General features: G+C 72.3%; 15 protein-coding genes and 1 tRNA gene. 8 read left to right on the forward strand and 8 right to left on the reverse strand.

The window, feature by feature from the left end:
- Positions 1–4: 4 nt before the first annotated feature.
- The gene (gene ku, locus ABME01_RS11205; protein WP_353828491.1) at positions 5–871 is read right to left on the reverse strand and encodes a non-homologous end joining protein Ku; all 867 of its coding nucleotides are present in this window, start codon (positions 869–871) and stop codon (positions 5–7) included.
- Positions 872–1,020: 149 nt separating this feature from the next.
- On the opposite strand from ku, the gene ABME01_RS11210 reads away from it, so the two are divergent.
- Together ABME01_RS11210 and ABME01_RS11215 are read left to right on the forward strand one after the other, a co-directional pair.
- On the forward strand, positions 1,021–3,486 hold the full coding sequence (locus ABME01_RS11210; protein WP_353828493.1) for an ATP-dependent DNA ligase: 2,466 nt from the start codon (positions 1,021–1,023) through the stop codon (positions 3,484–3,486).
- A 58-nt stretch (positions 3,487–3,544) separates the two neighbouring features.
- Positions 3,545–3,889: a DUF7882 family protein gene (locus ABME01_RS11215; protein ID WP_353828494.1), complete on the forward strand. Its 345-nt coding sequence runs from the start codon at positions 3,545–3,547 to the stop codon at positions 3,887–3,889.
- A 12-nt stretch (positions 3,890–3,901) separates the two neighbouring features.
- Here the strand turns inward: ABME01_RS11215 and ABME01_RS11220 are convergent, their stop codons facing one another.
- Genes ABME01_RS11220 through ABME01_RS11230 form a run of 3 tightly spaced genes read right to left on the reverse strand, consistent with a single transcriptional unit; the run spans position 3,902 to position 6,102 of the window.
- On the reverse strand, positions 3,902–4,882 hold the full coding sequence (locus ABME01_RS11220) for a DNA topoisomerase IB (protein WP_353828495.1): 981 nt from the start codon (positions 4,880–4,882) through the stop codon (positions 3,902–3,904).
- Between the two features lie 10 nt (positions 4,883–4,892).
- Positions 4,893–5,165: a DUF7218 family protein gene (locus ABME01_RS11225; protein WP_353828496.1), complete on the reverse strand. Its 273-nt coding sequence runs from the start codon at positions 5,163–5,165 to the stop codon at positions 4,893–4,895.
- 55 nt (positions 5,166–5,220) lie between these two features.
- Positions 5,221–6,102, reverse strand: a complete 882-nt coding sequence (locus ABME01_RS11230; RefSeq protein ID WP_353828497.1) for an SDR family oxidoreductase — start codon at positions 6,100–6,102, stop codon at positions 5,221–5,223.
- A 178-nt stretch (positions 6,103–6,280) separates the two neighbouring features.
- Between ABME01_RS11230 and ABME01_RS11235 the strand changes: the two genes are divergently transcribed.
- Positions 6,281–6,637 carry a DUF7882 family protein gene (locus ABME01_RS11235; protein WP_353828498.1) on the forward strand — a complete coding sequence of 119 codons (357 nt, stop codon included), beginning with the start codon at positions 6,281–6,283 and terminating at the stop codon, positions 6,635–6,637.
- Here ABME01_RS11235 and ABME01_RS11240 read toward each other — a convergent pair.
- Entirely contained in the window at positions 6,634–7,158 is a 525-nt protein-coding gene (locus ABME01_RS11240) for an SRPBCC family protein (RefSeq protein ID WP_353828499.1), read from the reverse strand. The genes ABME01_RS11235 and ABME01_RS11240 overlap by 4 nt on opposite strands.
- Positions 7,159–7,318: 160 nt before the next feature.
- Positions 7,319–7,642 carry a DUF7882 family protein gene (locus ABME01_RS11245; protein WP_353828500.1) on the reverse strand — a complete coding sequence of 108 codons (324 nt, stop codon included), beginning with the start codon at positions 7,640–7,642 and terminating at the stop codon, positions 7,319–7,321.
- 202 nt (positions 7,643–7,844) lie between these two features.
- On the opposite strand from ABME01_RS11245, the gene ABME01_RS11250 reads away from it, so the two are divergent.
- Together ABME01_RS11250 and ABME01_RS11255 are read left to right on the forward strand one after the other, a co-directional pair.
- Positions 7,845–7,917 (forward strand) — tRNA-Arg (locus ABME01_RS11250).
- Positions 7,918–8,056: 139 nt separating this feature from the next.
- Positions 8,057–9,937, forward strand: a complete 1,881-nt coding sequence (locus ABME01_RS11255; protein WP_353828501.1) for a glycoside hydrolase family 15 protein — start codon at positions 8,057–8,059, stop codon at positions 9,935–9,937.
- Between the two features lie 22 nt (positions 9,938–9,959).
- Here ABME01_RS11255 and ABME01_RS11260 read toward each other — a convergent pair whose 3' ends face one another.
- Complete coding sequence (locus ABME01_RS11260; RefSeq protein ID WP_353828502.1) at positions 9,960–11,924, reverse strand: alpha-amylase family protein; 1,965 nt, start codon at positions 11,922–11,924, stop codon at positions 9,960–9,962.
- A gap of 172 nt (positions 11,925–12,096) precedes the next feature.
- Here ABME01_RS11260 and ABME01_RS11265 point away from each other — a divergent pair, with 172 nt between their 5' ends.
- The 3 genes from ABME01_RS11265 to ABME01_RS11275 are packed head-to-tail and all read left to right on the forward strand — an operon-like array spanning position 12,097 to position 13,622.
- The gene (locus tag ABME01_RS11265; RefSeq protein WP_353828503.1) at positions 12,097–12,621 is read left to right on the forward strand and encodes a hypothetical protein; all 525 of its coding nucleotides are present in this window, start codon (positions 12,097–12,099) and stop codon (positions 12,619–12,621) included.
- Positions 12,618–13,268, forward strand: coding sequence for a DUF998 domain-containing protein (locus ABME01_RS11270; protein WP_353828504.1), 651 nt, complete (start codon positions 12,618–12,620; stop codon positions 13,266–13,268). Before ABME01_RS11265 ends, ABME01_RS11270 begins: the two co-directional genes overlap by 4 nt.
- Before the next feature lie 39 nt (positions 13,269–13,307).
- Entirely contained in the window at positions 13,308–13,622 is a 315-nt protein-coding gene (locus tag ABME01_RS11275) for a GNAT family N-acetyltransferase (protein WP_353828505.1), read from the forward strand.
- A 299-nt stretch (positions 13,623–13,921) separates the two neighbouring features.
- Here the strand turns inward: ABME01_RS11275 and ABME01_RS11280 are convergent, their stop codons facing one another.
- A complete protein-coding gene (locus ABME01_RS11280; RefSeq protein WP_353828506.1) occupies positions 13,922–14,425 on the reverse strand; it encodes a MarR family winged helix-turn-helix transcriptional regulator in 504 nt (167 codons plus the stop codon).
- Positions 14,426–14,633: the final 208 nt, after the last annotated feature.

A 14,633-nucleotide genomic window follows, 5' to 3' on the forward strand; every position in this document is an offset into this window, starting at 1 on the left:
GGATTCAGCCCGCCTTCTTCGACTTGCCCTTCGCGGCCGACTTCTTCCCGGACGGGGCCTCCGATGCGTCGTCCGAGGCCGCCTCGTCCCCGCGCTTGGCCGCGATCGACTGCCGCAGCGCCTCCATCAGGTCGATCACCTCGCCGCCGCCCTCCTCGGGCGGTTCGCCGAAGGTCGCGGCGGTGTCGATCGCGTCGCCCTGCTCCAGCTTCGCCTCGATGAGCGTGCGAAGGTCGCGCTGGTACTCGTCGACGAACTGCTCGGGCTCGAAGTCGTTCGCGAGGCTCTCGATCAGCTGCTTCGACAGGTCGAGCTCGGTCTTCGTGATCTTCACGGGTTCCTCGAGGGACGGGAACGCGGCCGCGCGGACCTCGTCGCTCCAGAGCAGCGTCTGCACCATCAGCACGTCGCCGTGCACGCGCAGGGCGGCCAGCCGCGTCTTCTGGCGCAGCGACATCCTGACGATCGCCGTCCGGTCGGTGGACTCAAGCGCCTCGCGGAGGAGCACGTACGCCTTGTTCGAGGCGGAATCGGGCTCGAGGTAGTAGCTCCGGTCGTACATGATCGGGTCGACCTGCTCCGTCGGCACGAACTCGACGACCTCGATCTCCCGACTGCGCTCGGACGGCAGCGACTTGAGGTCCTCGTCGGTGATGATGACGGTCCGCTCGCCGTCGTCGTAGGCCTTGTCGATGTTCTGGTACGGCACGACCTCGCCGTCGATCTCGCACACGCGCTGGTAGCGGATGCGTCCGCCGTCCTTGTCGTGCACCTGGTGCAACGACACGTCGTGGTCCTCGGTGGCGCTGTACAGCTTCACGGGCACGTTCACGAGGCCGAACGTGACCGCCCCCTTCCAGACGGCTCGCATGCCCCCAGTACACACCCGCGCGCGCAGGAGCGATACCCCCGGCCCATCCGCCACCGGATGAGCCGGTTGCGCGGCCGTGCCGACACCGCGTGGTCCGGTTCGCGGCGTGCGGGCCGACACCGGATGATGCGGGAGGGCAGGATGGGGACATGGCGCAGGGTCCCGCCCAGGTCGTCGACGTCGACGGGCGTCGCGTGCGGCTCACGAGCCTCGAGAAGGTCATGTACCCGGAGACCGGCATGACCAAGGGCGAGATGATCGGCTACTACGCGGAGATCGCGCCCGTCATGCTCCCGCACGTCGCCGGCCGGCCGATCACGCGCAAGCGGTGGGTGAACGGCGTCGGAACGCCGGGGCATCCCGAGCAGGCCTTCTTCGAGAAGCACCTCGAGGAGCACGCGCCCGACTGGATCCGGCGCGGCGTGCAGCACCACTCGGACGGCGACAAGTCGTACCCCGTCGCCGACAGCCGGGCCACGCTGGTCTGGCTCGCGCAGATGGGCGCCCTCGAGTTGCACGTGCCGCAGTGGCGCTTCGACGCGTCCGGCGCCCCGGCCAACCCGGACCGGATGGTGTTCGACCTCGATCCGGGCGACGGGGTCGGCCTGGCCGAGTGCGCCGAGGTCGCCAGGCTCGTGCGCGGCCTCCTCGAGCCGATCGGGCTCGATCCGGCACCGGTGACCAGCGGCAGCAAGGGCATCCACCTCTACGCGCCGCTCGACGGCTCGCAGACCTCCGAGCAGGTGTCCGCCGTCGCGCACGAGCTCGCGCGCGCCCTCGAGGCCGACCACCCCGAGCTCGTCGTCTCCAGCATGCGCAAGACGCTCCGCGGCGGCCGGGTGCTCATCGACTGGAGCCAGAACAACGGCAAGAAGACCACGATCGCGCCGTACTCGCTGCGCGGACGCTTCCGTCCGACCGTCGCGGCGCCGCGCACGTGGGACGAGCTCGACGACCCGGAGCTGCGCCAGCTCGAGGCCGACGAGGTGCTCGCCCTCGTCGCCGAGCGTGGCGATCCGATGCTCGCCGTCGCGCGGGCCGGCGATGACGGGCCCCTGCGGACCTACCTGTCGATGCGGACTCCGGGGGCCACTCCGGAGCCCATGCCCGGGTCGACGTGGGGCGCCGCGGACGACGGGGCGCCGCGCTTCGTGATCCAGGAGCACCACGCCCGCCGGCTCCACTACGACCTGCGGCTCGAACGGGACGGGGTGCTGCGCAGCTGGGCGGTCCCCAAGGGGGTGCCCGAGGGCTCGGGGACCAACCACCTCGCCGTGCAGACCGAGGACCATCCGATGGAGTACCTGACGTTCGCCGGCACCATCCCGGAGGGGCAGTACGGCGCCGGGTCGATGGCGGTGTGGGACACCGGGACCTACGAGACCGAGAAGTGGCGCGACGACGAGGTGATCGTCACGCTGCACGGCAGGGCCGGCGGGCCGCTCGGACGGGTGCGCCTCGCGCTCATCCGCACGCAGGGCGATGGCGAGAAGAGCCAGTGGCTGCTGCACCGGATGAAGGACCAGCGCGGGCACGCGGCCGCGGCCGCGCCGGCGACGGATGGCGCGAGCGCGGCGTCGCCGACGGCGCCGGCGGACCGCGCCCCCGCGACGCACCGGCCGGAGGCCGCGATCCCGAGGCCGATGCTCGCCGCACCCGGCGCGCCGGGGCTCGTCACCGGCGACGACTGGGCCGTCGAATGGAAGTGGGACGGCGTGCGGATCCTGGCGCGGGTGGAGGACGGCGCGGTCCGGCTCGTGAGCCGCAACGGGATCGATCGCACCGCGGCCTACCCCGAACTGGCCGCGCTCGCGTCGGCGCTGCGGGCCGACGCGGTGGTCGACGGCGAGATCGTCGCGCTCGACGAGGCGGGCCGCCCCGACTTCGGCCTGCTCCAGCCTCGGATGCACCTCGAGCGGCCGCGCGAGGTGGCCGCCGCCGCGGCATCCGTCCCGGTCCGCCTGTTCCTCTTCGACGTCCTCGAGGTCGCGGGCGTGCCGACGATCGACGAGCCGTACGTACGGCGACGCGAACGACTCGAGCGCCTCGTCAGGTCCGGCACCGACGCTCCCGTCGAGGTGCCTCCCACCGTCGGGCTCGACGCCGGTGCCGCCCTCGAGGAGGCACGGCGCACCGGGCTCGAGGGGATCGTGGCCAAGCGCAGGAGCTCGCCCTACCGGCCGGGCGTGCGCAGCGACGACTGGGTGAAGATCGCGCTGTCGCGGACGCAGGAGGTGGTGATCGGCGGCTATCGGCGCGGCGCCGGGAGCCGCACCGGACGCATTCGATCGCTGCTCGTCGGCGTGCCCACGTCCGAGGGCCTGCGCTACGCGGGCCGGGTGGGCTCCGGCCTCCGCGAGCGTGAGACCGAGCGCCTGCAGGAACGGCTGGACGGGCTCGCCGTGGACGTGTCGCCGTTCCTCGCGGTGCCCGACGCCGACGCCGCCGATGCGGCCTGGGTGCGCCCGGAGGTCGTCGGCGAGATCGAGTTCGGCGACTGGACGCGCACGGGCGTCGCCCGCCATCCGCGCTGGCGAGGACTCCGTCCGGACAAGCGCCCGGAGGACGTGCACCCGGAGCCCGGAGGGTCGTTCAGCGATCCCAGGAACGATTGACCATCCGAATTCGGAACCAAGCGCCCCACGATGTCCCGATTGGCCGTACTGTGCTCTCGTGGGAATTCTCTACTACGGCGACTCGGGCACCCCGGTCGAGATCGACGACCGTGCCCTCGCCCACCTGAAGATCGCCATCACGACCAAGCTCCGCCGGAACGAGAGCTTCCTGCTCTCATGGCGCCACGGAGTCGGACAGCCCCGCGGGCGCAGCTCGCTCTGGCTCCATCCCGCGATCCCGCTTCGCTTCGCCTTCGAGGAGGTCGAGGCGGGCGCGCTCGACCGCGAGTGGATCGAGGACCTGATGCGGGGCGCGAACTCCGGCGGCGGCATCATGCTCGACCTCGAGCACGTGGGCAGCCGCGCCGCCCCGACCGGACCCACGCCCGTCGAGGCCGCCTGACGCCACGGCGCCTCAGGCGTCGGCGGCGTCGTCGACGAGCAGGCCGAGGAGCGCCTTCTCGCGCCCGCCGCGGCGGGCGATGAGCCGACCGTGCTCGTATGCGTCCACGACGCGCGGGTCGACGTAGCTCGCCTTCGCGATGGCGGGCGTGTTGCCCAGAATCTCGCTCGCGTGCACGATCGCCTCCCGCACGGCCGCCGCCCGGGCGCGCTGCGTCGTCGCCGTGCCGAGCCGGGCGAGGCGGTCGGCCGCGGCGATCGTTCCACGCAGGGTCCGGAAGTCCTTGGCCGTGAAGTCGCCGCCCGTGCGTTCGCGGATGTCGTCGTTGACGTCGGCCGGGCCGATGGGACGCATCCGACGCCCGTCCGCGAACGCGTACAGCCTCGCTGCGGGCGAGCGGCCGGCCATCCCCTCGACGAAGGCGGCCAGGGCTGCGTCCTCGAGCACGAGCTCCTGGGCGATCCCGCCCTTCGCGCGGAAGCGCAGCCGGACCGCGTCGTCACCCTCCAGCCGGGCGTTGCGCACCAGCAGGGTCGTCAGGCCGCGGCTGCGCGCCTGGGCCAGCGACTCCTCCGAGCCGATCCGGATGGCGCCGAGGTCGAGCGTGCGGAACGCCGCGGCGAGCACGCGCTCGCGCAGCACGTCGGCGAGCGCGAGGTCGCGTCCCACGCCGCGCCGCGCCGCGGGGAGCACTCCGGCGAGCTCGGTCATCCGGTCGAACTTGCGCTCGTCCTGCCGCTCCCGCCAGACCGGGTGGTAGAGGTACTGGCGCCTCCCGGCGGCATCCACCCCGACGGCGAGGATGTGGGCGTTCGGCACCTCGGCGATCCAGACGTCGCTCCACGCCGGCGGGATCGCCAGCTCGGCGATCCGGTTCCGCTCCGCGCGGTCAGCGCGGCTCCCGTCGGCGAACCGGTAGGTGAAGCCCCGGCCGCTGCGGAGCCGGGTGAGCCCGGGTGACGCGTACGGCTCGACCCGCCGCAGCCGCGGCATGCGTCGGCCCTCAGTGCGAGCGCAGGGCGTCGATGAGCTCGCCCTTGCGCAGGTCGCTGTAGCCCGTCAGCCCGAGCTCCTTGGCGCGCCGCTTCAACTCGGGGACGGTCCAGTCCTCGTAGCTGCCGGCCTCCCCGCCCTTCCGGCCGACGGCGTCGCGTCCGCGCGCCGCCGCGGCGTTGGAGATGCGCGCCGCCTTCTCCTTCGACGCGCCCTCGTCGCGGAGCTCCTCGTAGAGCTCCGGATCCTTCAGCGAGGACGGCCTGTTCCGCTTCCCCGGCATGTGCGTTCCTTCCCCCGTGCGCACGACCCCGCCCGGCCTCGACGCCGGGCCGGGTTCAGAGCGGCTTCCCCCCGGTGACGGGCAGCACCGCTCCCGTCGTGTACGACGCCGCCTCGGACGCCAGGTAGACGTAGGCCCCCGCGACCTCGGAGGGCTGGCCGGCGCGACCGAGGGGCGTGTCGCGGCCGAAGTCGGGCAGCGCATCGGGCCACCCGGTGGCGGGGATCAGCGGCGTCCAGATCGGACCCGGGGCGACCGAGTTCACCCGGATGCCGCGCGGCCCGAGCTCCTCCGCGAGCGCCTGGGTGAACGCGACGATCGCCGACTTCGTCATGGCGTAGTCCATGATCCGCGGCGACGGAGCGAATCCCTGGATGGACGAGGTCGTGATGATCGACGAGCCCGCATCCATCCGCGGCACGGCCGCGCGCGCCAGGAAGACGCTCGCGTACAGGTTCACCCGCATCACCGAGTCGAAGTCGCCGGTCGGCATCTCGTCGATGCCGGCGCGGTCGCGCTGGCGGGCGGCGTTCAGCACGAGGATGTCGAGCCCGCCGAAGGCGTCGCAGGTGCGTTCGACGAGCGCCTGGCAGTGCGCCTCATCGCGCAGGTCGCCGGGCAGCAGCTCGGCTCGCCGCTCGGCGTCGCGCACCCAGTAGGCCGTCTCCTCGGCGTCCTCCTGTTCGTCCGGCAGGTGCGCGATGGCCACGTCGGCTCCCTCGCGGGCGAAGGCGATCGCGATCGCGCGGCCGATGCCGGAGTCGCCGCCGGTGATCAGCGCCCTGCGGCCGCTGAGCCGGCCCGACCCGCGATAGCTGTACTCGCCGTGGTCGGGTTGCGGCACCATCCTGGGCGTCAGGCCCGGCGGGTCCTGCTCCTGGCGCGGGAACGGGATGGTGGTGTGCTTCGTGGTCGGATCGACCAGCGGGTCATGCATTTCGAGCCCTCCTCGTCGTTCCGGTGGGGCTCCCCCCGGGGGGGAGCCTGTCAGTCCACGGCCCACGCTACGTTCCCCCGGCGGCGGCCCGGAGGGGGTTGACGATCTGCGGGTCGGATGCGTCCGCCCGCCCGCGCGGGCCTCGAACCCTGCGCCGGGGCGGGGTAGCCTCGGTCGCATGGGCACCCTCTACTACGGGAACGACGCGACCCCGATCGGCATCGAGGACCGGGCGCTCGCGCACCTCCAGGTCGCGATCGTGACGAAGCTCCGCCGCGGGGAGTCGTTCACGGTGTCGTGGAGCCACGCCGAGGAGGACCCTCCCGGGCGCACCACGCTGTGGCTGCACCCGAACATCCCCCTGCGCTTCATGTTCGACGAGCCGGACCCGCCCGAGCTCAGCCGCACGTACCTCGAGGACCTGATGCGCAGCGCCAACTCGACCGGCGGCATCCAGCTCATCCCGGAGCAGCTGGACGCCGAGGGCGAGGGAGCGCCCGAGGCCGCAGCCTCGGGCGCTCCGTCGACGGTCTAGGCGTTCAGGTCGGGGTCGGCCCCGCGAACGTCGTCGGACGCCGCGCCGGTGCCCGCGCCCGCGGGGTCGTGCACCTCGCCGCGCCAGGCGCCCGTGGCGCCCGGCCGCGACTCCACGAACTCCTTGAACCTGCGCAGGTCGTGCTCGACCTGCCGGTCGTCGAGTCCCAGCGCAGCTCCGGCGCGCTCGACGAAGCCCTCGGGCTCCCACTCCATGGTCACCTCGACCCGCGAGCGGTCGGCCCCGATCGGCCGGAACTCGACGCGGCCGCGGTGCGACGTGCCGGCCGTCGTGCTGTGCCAGGCGACGCGCTCGTCCGGCACCTGGTCCGAGACGTCGGCATCGAACTCCCGGGTGACGCCGCCGATCGACACCACCCAGTGCGTCGTCGTGGGGTCCACCTGCTCCACCGAGTCGACGCCGGACATGAACTCCGGGAAGGTCTCGAACTGCGTCCACTGGTCGTACGCCGTGCGGACGGGGACGTCCACCTCGATGTCGGCGGTCAGGGTCGTGCTCATCTGCATTCCTCCGTTCCGGCGCACCGGACGGGGCGCCACGGTCACGGTAGGCAGGCGCGGTGGCCGCGCGCAGGGGCTTGCCGGACGGTCCGGGTGTCGCTACCCGCGGGCGCGGGACGAGAGGAACGGGGCGGGTCGGTCGCCGCGGCGACCGACCTCGTCACTCGACGTCGAAGGGCTCGTTCTCGTCGGGCTCGGGCACGTTCTGCAGCCCGCCGGTGCTGTTCGCGGAGAGCAGGAGCTGCTCGATCCAGAGCCGGTTGAGCTTGGGCGGACGGTTGCCGCTGAAGACGAACTGGAGCGGGATCGACTCGTGCAGCCAGAGCGTCGTACGACCGCTGCCGTGCTCGATGCCGTGCTCCCAGGTCATGGCGAAGCTCTCCGAGCGACGGAGCTTGTTGATGATCGCGACGCGCAGGTGCGCGAGCGTCCGGTCCTCGATCTCGATCTCTCGATTCGAGGAGTTGTAGATGAGCTTGCCCATGGTCGAACTCTAGTGGGAGCGCGCTCCCACTTCGGCGTACTTTCGCACCGCGGGCCCCGAACACGCGGGCGACGGGGCTGCTCGCGCGCGCACCGATCCGGCCGACGCGCCCGGCCTCCGCGCTCGATTGGCGAACGGGCGCACGGTGGGATAAAGTAACGGGGTTGCCTGATGAGCCGAGAGGTCGCGGGCGACATCCCATGCGCCCGTAGCTCAATGGATAGAGCATCTGACTACGGATCAGAAGGTTGGGGGTTCGAGTCCCTCCGGGCGCGCAGCAGGAAGCGGTCCGCATCGCGGGCCGCTTTCGTCGTCTCCGGGTTCGATCCCGCGGCGAGCGACGGCGCGACCCGGGATCGCTTGCCGGGCCCGTTGCGGGCGTGCCACGCTTCCGGTGGGGGAAGGCGGCGGCGCATGGCGAAGAAGTACCCGGACATCAGCGACCACGGCCTCATCGGGGACCTGCAGACCGCGGCGCTGGTCTCCACCGATGGCACGATCGACTGGTTCTGCGCCCCGCGGTTCGACTCGCCGAGCGTGTTCGGATCGCTGCTCGACCACGAGCGCGGCGGCTTCTTCCGGGTCCGGCCGGTGGGCACCGAGTACACGACACGGCAGCTCTACCTCCCCGACACCGCCATCCTCGTCACCAGGTTCCTGACCGACGGCGGCGTCGGCGAGGTCGTCGACTTCATGCCCGTCGCGGACGGCACGGTCACCGACCGCCACGTCATCGTCCGCATGATCCGGGTCGTCCGCGGCGAGATGACGTTCGAGGGCGAGGTGCAGCCGCGCTTCGACTACGGTCGCGCGTCGCACCGGCTCGAGCCGGCGGGCGTCGGCGCGAAGTTCGTCTCGGACGACCTCGTCATGACACTGCACCGTGTGGGCGACCCGGTGCTGCACGGCGGACGGAAGGCGGGCCGGGTCGAGGTCGTCGGCGACGGCATTAAGGTCACCATCACGCTGCGCGCCGGCGAGCGCACCGGGGTCATGCTCGAGACCGGCGACGTCGACGCGCGTCAGGTCGACGTCGACGAGCTCGACCGGATGTTCGACGAGACCCGCCGGTACTGGCGACGCTGGAACGACCGCTCCACCTACCGGGGTCGCTGGCGCGAGATGGTCGCGCGATCCGCCATGACCCTCAAGCTCATGACGTACGCGCCGACGGGTGCGCTCGTCGCCGCTCCCACCACGGCGCTCCCCGAGCAGGTCGGCGGCGAGCGGAACTGGGACTACCGGTACACGTGGATCCGCGACGCGTCGTTCTCCGTGTCCGCGTTGCTGTGCCTCGGGTACACCGACGAGGCCGAGGCGTTCGTCGGGTGGCTGCTCCAGCGCATCCACGAGAGCGTCGGCTCGGAGTCCGGGCCGCTCAAGGTCATGTACCGCGTCGACGGATCGAGCGACCTCGAGGAGGAGAGCCTCGACCACTTCTCGGGCTACCGGAAGTCGCGGCCGGTCCGGATCGGCAACGGTGCGGCGGACCAGCTCCAGCTCGACATCTACGGCGAGGCCCTCGACTCGATCCACCTCGCCGACACGAACGGGCTCGCCCTGCCCCATGCCGGCTGGACCAAGACCCGCGAGGTGCTCGACTGGCTGTGCGACCACTGGTCCGAGGCCGAGGAGGGCATCTGGGAGACCCGCGGCGGCCCACAGCACTTCACCTACGGCCGGTTCATGTCGTGGGTCGCGCTCGACCGCGGCATCCGCCTCGCCCAGGCGCACGGCCGACCCGCGTCGATGACGCGCTGGACGCACGAGCGGGATCGGATCTACGAGGCGATCATGGCGACGGGCTACGACGCGGAGCGTCGCGCCTTCGTGCAGTTCGAGGGCGGGTCCGTCCTCGATGCGTCACTGCTGCGGATGCCGCTCATGGGCTTCGTGATCCCGCGCGACCCGCTGTGGATGTCGACCCTCGAGGCCATCGACGAGGTGCTCGTCTCGGACAGCCTGGTCTACCGGTACGACCCGCGCTCCTCGCCGGACGGCCTCGAGGGCACCGAGGGCACGTTCACGCTGTGCTCGTTCTGGTACGTCGACGCGCTGGCGCGCTCGGGGCGCCTCGACGAGGCGCGGCTCGTGTTCGAGAAGATGCTGACCTACGCCAACCACCTCGGGTTGTACGCCGAGGAGATCGGCCTCACGGGCGAGCAGCTCGGCAACTTCCCGCAGGCGTTCAGTCACCTCGCCCTCATCAACGCCGCGGTGAACCTGGACTTCCAGCTCGACCACGGCTCGGGCTACGTCGCCCCGGTCGTGCGTCGCCCCGGGCATTCGGCCTGACGCCGGAGGGAGCGAGCGCCGGTCAGAACCGCGGCGGCGCGGGGGCCGGGCCCACCCGCAGCCACGCCACGTGGCAGGGATCGAGCACGAGACCGCGTTCCAGGGTCACCCGGCGATCCGAGATGAGCTCGTGCGCGTCGGGGGCGAACCCGGAGAACGTGGCGGGCGCGATGCACGCCGGTTCGTCGCCGAGGTTCGCCAGGCACAGCACGACCGACTCGTCGGGCGCGCCGGGCGCGCCATCCGCGTCGACACCGGCGGTCGGGGCGCCGGCCGCCGGTCGCTGGTACGCCAGCACGTGCGGGTGCCTCGCATCGAAGGTGACGAGCCGTCCGCCGGCGAACTCCGGAGTGCTGCGGCGCACGGCGACCATCCTCGCGAGCCCGGCGTGCACCGCACCGCTCGCGGTCGTCGGGTCGTGCCGGTCGGCGTACGCGGCCTCGGGGTACCGGGGCCGGTTCACCCACCGTGCGTCGCCGGCGAGGGCCGCGTCGTCGAGGTAGGAACGGTCGTTCAGCTGCGCGACCTCGTCGCCGAGGTAGATCAGCGGGATGCCGCCCGTCGAGAGCGCGATCGAGTGGGCGAGCAGCACCCGGTCGACGCCGTGCGGGTCGCCGGCCTCGATGCCCGCGAGCGAGGCCGTCGTGCCGGCGACGCGGGCGTCGCCGGTCCGCGGGTTCTCCTGGAACGGCTCGCCGCGCGCGAAGCTGCCGGGGAACCGTCCGACGTAGAAGGCGTTGAGGAAGCGGCGGTGGTCGCCGCCGTCGATGCCGAACTCCGCGGCATCCTCGTCGGCGAAGGTCCACCCGATGTCGTCGTGGCCCCGGACGTAGTTCACCCAGGCGCAGCCCTCGGGCAGCGCGTGGCGGCGATCGAGGGCCTGCTGGAGCATCCGCGGGTCCCGCGTCGCGAGCGCCTCCCAGGTCAGGGCCATCTGCAGCGGGTTGTACGAGAGCTGGCACTCCTCGAGCGAGAGGTACTCCACGACCTCGTCGGGGTGCACGATCGCCTCAGACTTGAACAGGAGGCTCGGCGCCGCGATGCGCAGCACCGCGTTGAACGCGCGGAGCAGCAGGTGCGCCTCGGGAAGCGACTCGCACGCGGTGCCGAGGCGCTTCCAGATGAAGGCGACCGCGTCCATGCGCAGCACCTCGACGCCGAGGTTCGCGAGGAACAGCATCTCGCCCGCCATCGCGCGGAAGACGGCCGGGTTCGCGTAGTTGAGGTCCCATTGGAAGGAGTGGAACGTCGCCCAGATCCACCGGCCGTCGGGCAGCGGCACGAAGGAGCCGGGATGGTCGTCGGGGAAGATCTCCCGCACCGTGCGCTCGTACGCGTCGGGCATCGTGCGGTCGGGGAAGATCAGGTAGAAGTCCTCGTACTCCGGGTCGCCGGCCAGTGCGCGACGGGCCCACTCGTGGTCGGACGCCGTGTGGTTGAAGATGAAGTCGAGCACGAGCGAGACGCCGTTCGCGCGCAGGTCGGTCGCCAGGTCGCGCAGTTCGTCGATGGTCCCGAGACGGGGTTGGACCTCGCGATAGCTCGTCACGGCGTACCCGCCGTCCGAATTCCCCTCGGGGACCGCGAACAGCGGCATGAGGTGGAGGTAGCTGAGTCCGAGTTCGACGAAGCCGGGGATCCGCTCGCGGAGGCCGGCGAGGTCGCCCGCGTAGCGGTCGACGTAGCAGACGCCGCCGAGCATCCGGTTCGACCGGTACCACGTCGAATCGCCCTCGCGGCGGGCGTCGAGGGCACGGAGGTCCTCCGGCCGGCGCGCCCATGAATCCGCGAGATCGACGATGACGCCCGTGAGCGCGTCGACGGCGTCGTCGTGCTCGCCGTACAGGCGGCGGAACAGTCCGTGGAGGGTCGGGAAGTGCGCCTCGAGGCGGCGGGCGAGCACCGGGTCCTCCAGCGCCCGCGATGCGCGGGGGTCCGATCGGATCCCCTCCAGGTCGACGTCGGCGTCGACGGCCAGTCGTGCCATGTCCACCAGCCTGCCGCAGTTCGCCGCCGTCCGGGAGGGGAGGCCGCGGACGGCGCCCACAGCCTGTGAATCCCCCATGGATCGACGGGCGCTCGGCCGCACTGTTGCGGCGGGGACGGAAGCCTCCGATTAGGCTCGGTCACGTTCGGGTGCGCCGATCGAGGGGTCGACGATGAGCGGTGGACGACGCGTCGAGGGAGCTCAGCTCTCCGCCCTCCGTCATGCTGCCACGATCACGGCGATGGCCGTGATCGCGATCGCCGTGTCGGTCGCCGCGACCGCCGTGCTGGTGCGTCCGCCCACCCCCGGACCGGTCGACGGGGCCGGGGCGCTCGTCGACCTCGTCTCGGTCTCGGTCGCGGTCGTCGCGGCGCTGCTCTCGCTCGCGGCCCTGACGATGGCGTCGGTCGCAGGGGTGCGACCGTCCGGCGCGCGCTGTCGCGTGCCCTGGGCCTCGCCGCGGCTCGGCGCGCTCGCGAACGCCTCGGTCTGGTCGGTCATCGCGGCGCTGGCCGTCGCGAGCGCTGCGGACGCGTTCGGCGCGCTCCCCGGCGGGGATCTCGGAGCCGGTGTCGTCACCGCCGGGGTCATGGGCCTCACGACCGGCTCCGTGCACCTCCGCGCCCACCGGCAGCGCGTCTATCGCTCGTTCAACCTCGTGGCGATGGTGCTCGCGGCGGGGCGCTCGCGAGCATGAGCCTCACCCAGACCGGCGAGTGGTGGGCCAGGAACTTCAGCACGCTCGGGACGTCCGACGACCTGGCCGCGGCCTGGTTCAACGCCGGCCTCGTCGCGTCCGGAGCCGCCATGGCCGTCATGTCCGAGCCGCTCGCGCGCGGGCTCGCCCGGCCCGAGTACCGCGCCCGCCCAGCGGCCGGCGCGGTCGTCCGCAGCCTGATCGCGGTGATCGGGCTCGCCCTGACCGGCATCGGGCTCGTGCCGATCGATGCGAACGAGCTCGTGCACAACGTCCTCGCGAGCGCCGCGGGTGCGGCCTTCTTCGGCCTCGCGACGCTGACGCCGTGGATGGTCCGGGGCCTTCCGCGGCGCCTGATCGCCACGTCGATCGCCGCCCTCGCGGTCGAGGTCCTGGCCTGGGTCGCGTACGACCGACTCGGCTGGGCCTCGCTCACGGTGTTCGAGGTCGTCGCGTTCGCGCTCGTCTTCGTCTGGCTGATCACCCTCGTCGTGACGACGCATCCGGAGCGCGGGGACGCCGGGGCCACCCGGGCCGCCGCCGGACCGGCGGCGGAGATCGAGTTCGGCCCGCGGACCGGCGCCATCACGGCACCGGTGCTCGCGGGAGCCATGGGAATGCCGGGGCCCGCCCTGCGTTCCACCTGATGCGCGCCGGAGCGCCCGGCGCGAGGAGAGGAGTCGACCGTGACCGATGACGACGAGGTCGAGGTCGTCCGCGACGATGAGGCCCGCCGGTACCGGCTCCGGCTCGCCGGCGAGCAGGTGGGTTTCGCCGAGTTCCGCGCGAAGCCGGACCGGATCATGTTCTTCCACACGGTCGTCGATCCGGCGTTCGAGGGTCGCGGGCTCGGGACTCGCCTGGCGAAGACGGTGGTCGAAGATGCGATCGCCCGGGGAGAGCGCATCGTGCCGACGTGTCCGTTCATCGCCGCCTGGTTGCGCAAGCACCCGGGCTACGAGGAGTGGATCGACTGGCCGCAGCCGAGCCCGGTCTCCTGAGCGGACCCGCAGCCGCATCCGGATTCCGGCCTCCGCTCCGTACCCCCCGCTCTGGGGCACTGCGGCCCCCGCCGCGGAAAGGCTACGATTCCTCAAAACCCGAGTCGGGGCCCGACCCGACTTCGTTGCACCGCGGCGAATGGATCAACCCAGCACGATCCATCGGGAGGTTGGCTCGCCGAGCTCAGTTCGGGTCGCTCGGCGGGGAGGGCCTCCCTGTGAGGCCGCGGTGGGGCGGGAGGTAGGGTTCCCGTCCCACCGTCACGCCCTCGGCGGGTGCGCGGCGGTCCGCGTTCCGATCAGGCGCCCGCGTCCGCAGCGTCGGCATCCGACGGCACGGCACCCGCGCGTCGCCGGGCGGTCACGGGTGCCTGGGCTTGGCGCAGGCGGTCGCAGAGGTCGATGAGCTCGTTCAGCTCCGCCTCGTCGAGCGCACCGCCGACGCGGTCGGTGATGGCCTCGACGTGGTGGACCGCGGCGCGCCGGAAGGCCTCGTAGCCGTCCGCGGTGAGTTGCACGATCGTGCCGCGGCCGTCGAGCGGGTCGTCGACCTTCTCGACCCATCCCCGGGCGGCGAGTCGGTCGACCAGGCGGCTGACGCTCGGCTGGGAGATCAGCACGTGCCGGTTCAGGTCCTTCAGGCGGAGGCGCCGTCCGGGCACGCGCGTGATGTTGAAGAGCACGTCGTACTCGTTCAGCGACATGATCCCGGTCGGGAACTCCGCCGCGAGGCCGCGCATGATCGACACCTGCGCTCGGAAGAGCGCCTCCCACGCCGCCACGGCCGTCGTCCGATCCGCCACCCGCGGGCTCCCTTCGCCGATCGCGGCGACCCGTTCGCCGACGTCATGACCACCATATGCACGAGTGGTCGGCGGCGAGGCGTGGATGGCGGCGAGGACCGGGGGACTTCCCCCGCATTGGGGGTGGGAACGGTTGAGGGCCGGTCGTAGAGGCTGACGACCGGCCCTCGCCCTTGCACCAAGAGTGTCCTGCAATCACATTCCGCAC

Source organism: Agromyces litoreus, from assembly GCF_040496015.1.
Classification (GTDB): Bacteria; Actinomycetota; Actinomycetes; order Actinomycetales; family Microbacteriaceae; genus Agromyces; species Agromyces litoreus.

Bases quoted from the DNA above. Each gene is read 5' to 3' on its own strand.
- ABME01_RS11220 (WP_353828495.1), bottom strand. From the start codon at position 4,882: ATGCCGCGGCTGCGGCGGGTCGAGCCGTACGCGTCACCCGGGCTCACC.
- ABME01_RS11240 (WP_353828499.1), bottom strand. From the start codon at position 7,158: ATGAGCACGACCCTGACCGCCGACATCGAGGTGGACGTCCCCGTCCGC.
- ABME01_RS11245 (WP_353828500.1), bottom strand. From the start codon at position 7,642: ATGGGCAAGCTCATCTACAACTCCTCGAATCGAGAGATCGAGATCGAG.
- ABME01_RS11230 (WP_353828497.1), bottom strand. From the start codon at position 6,102: ATGCATGACCCGCTGGTCGATCCGACCACGAAGCACACCACCATCCCG.
- ABME01_RS11270 (WP_353828504.1), top strand. From the start codon at position 12,618: ATGAGCCTCACCCAGACCGGCGAGTGGTGGGCCAGGAACTTCAGCACG.
- ABME01_RS11235 (WP_353828498.1), top strand. From the start codon at position 6,281: ATGGGCACCCTCTACTACGGGAACGACGCGACCCCGATCGGCATCGAG.
- ABME01_RS11265 (WP_353828503.1), top strand. From the start codon at position 12,097: ATGAGCGGTGGACGACGCGTCGAGGGAGCTCAGCTCTCCGCCCTCCGT.
- ABME01_RS11255 (WP_353828501.1), top strand. From the start codon at position 8,057: ATGGCGAAGAAGTACCCGGACATCAGCGACCACGGCCTCATCGGGGAC.
- ABME01_RS11210 (WP_353828493.1), top strand. From the start codon at position 1,021: ATGGCGCAGGGTCCCGCCCAGGTCGTCGACGTCGACGGGCGTCGCGTG.
- ku (WP_353828491.1), bottom strand. From the start codon at position 871: ATGCGAGCCGTCTGGAAGGGGGCGGTCACGTTCGGCCTCGTGAACGTG.
- ABME01_RS11225 (WP_353828496.1), bottom strand. From the start codon at position 5,165: ATGCCGGGGAAGCGGAACAGGCCGTCCTCGCTGAAGGATCCGGAGCTC.
- ABME01_RS11260 (WP_353828502.1), bottom strand. From the start codon at position 11,924: ATGGCACGACTGGCCGTCGACGCCGACGTCGACCTGGAGGGGATCCGA.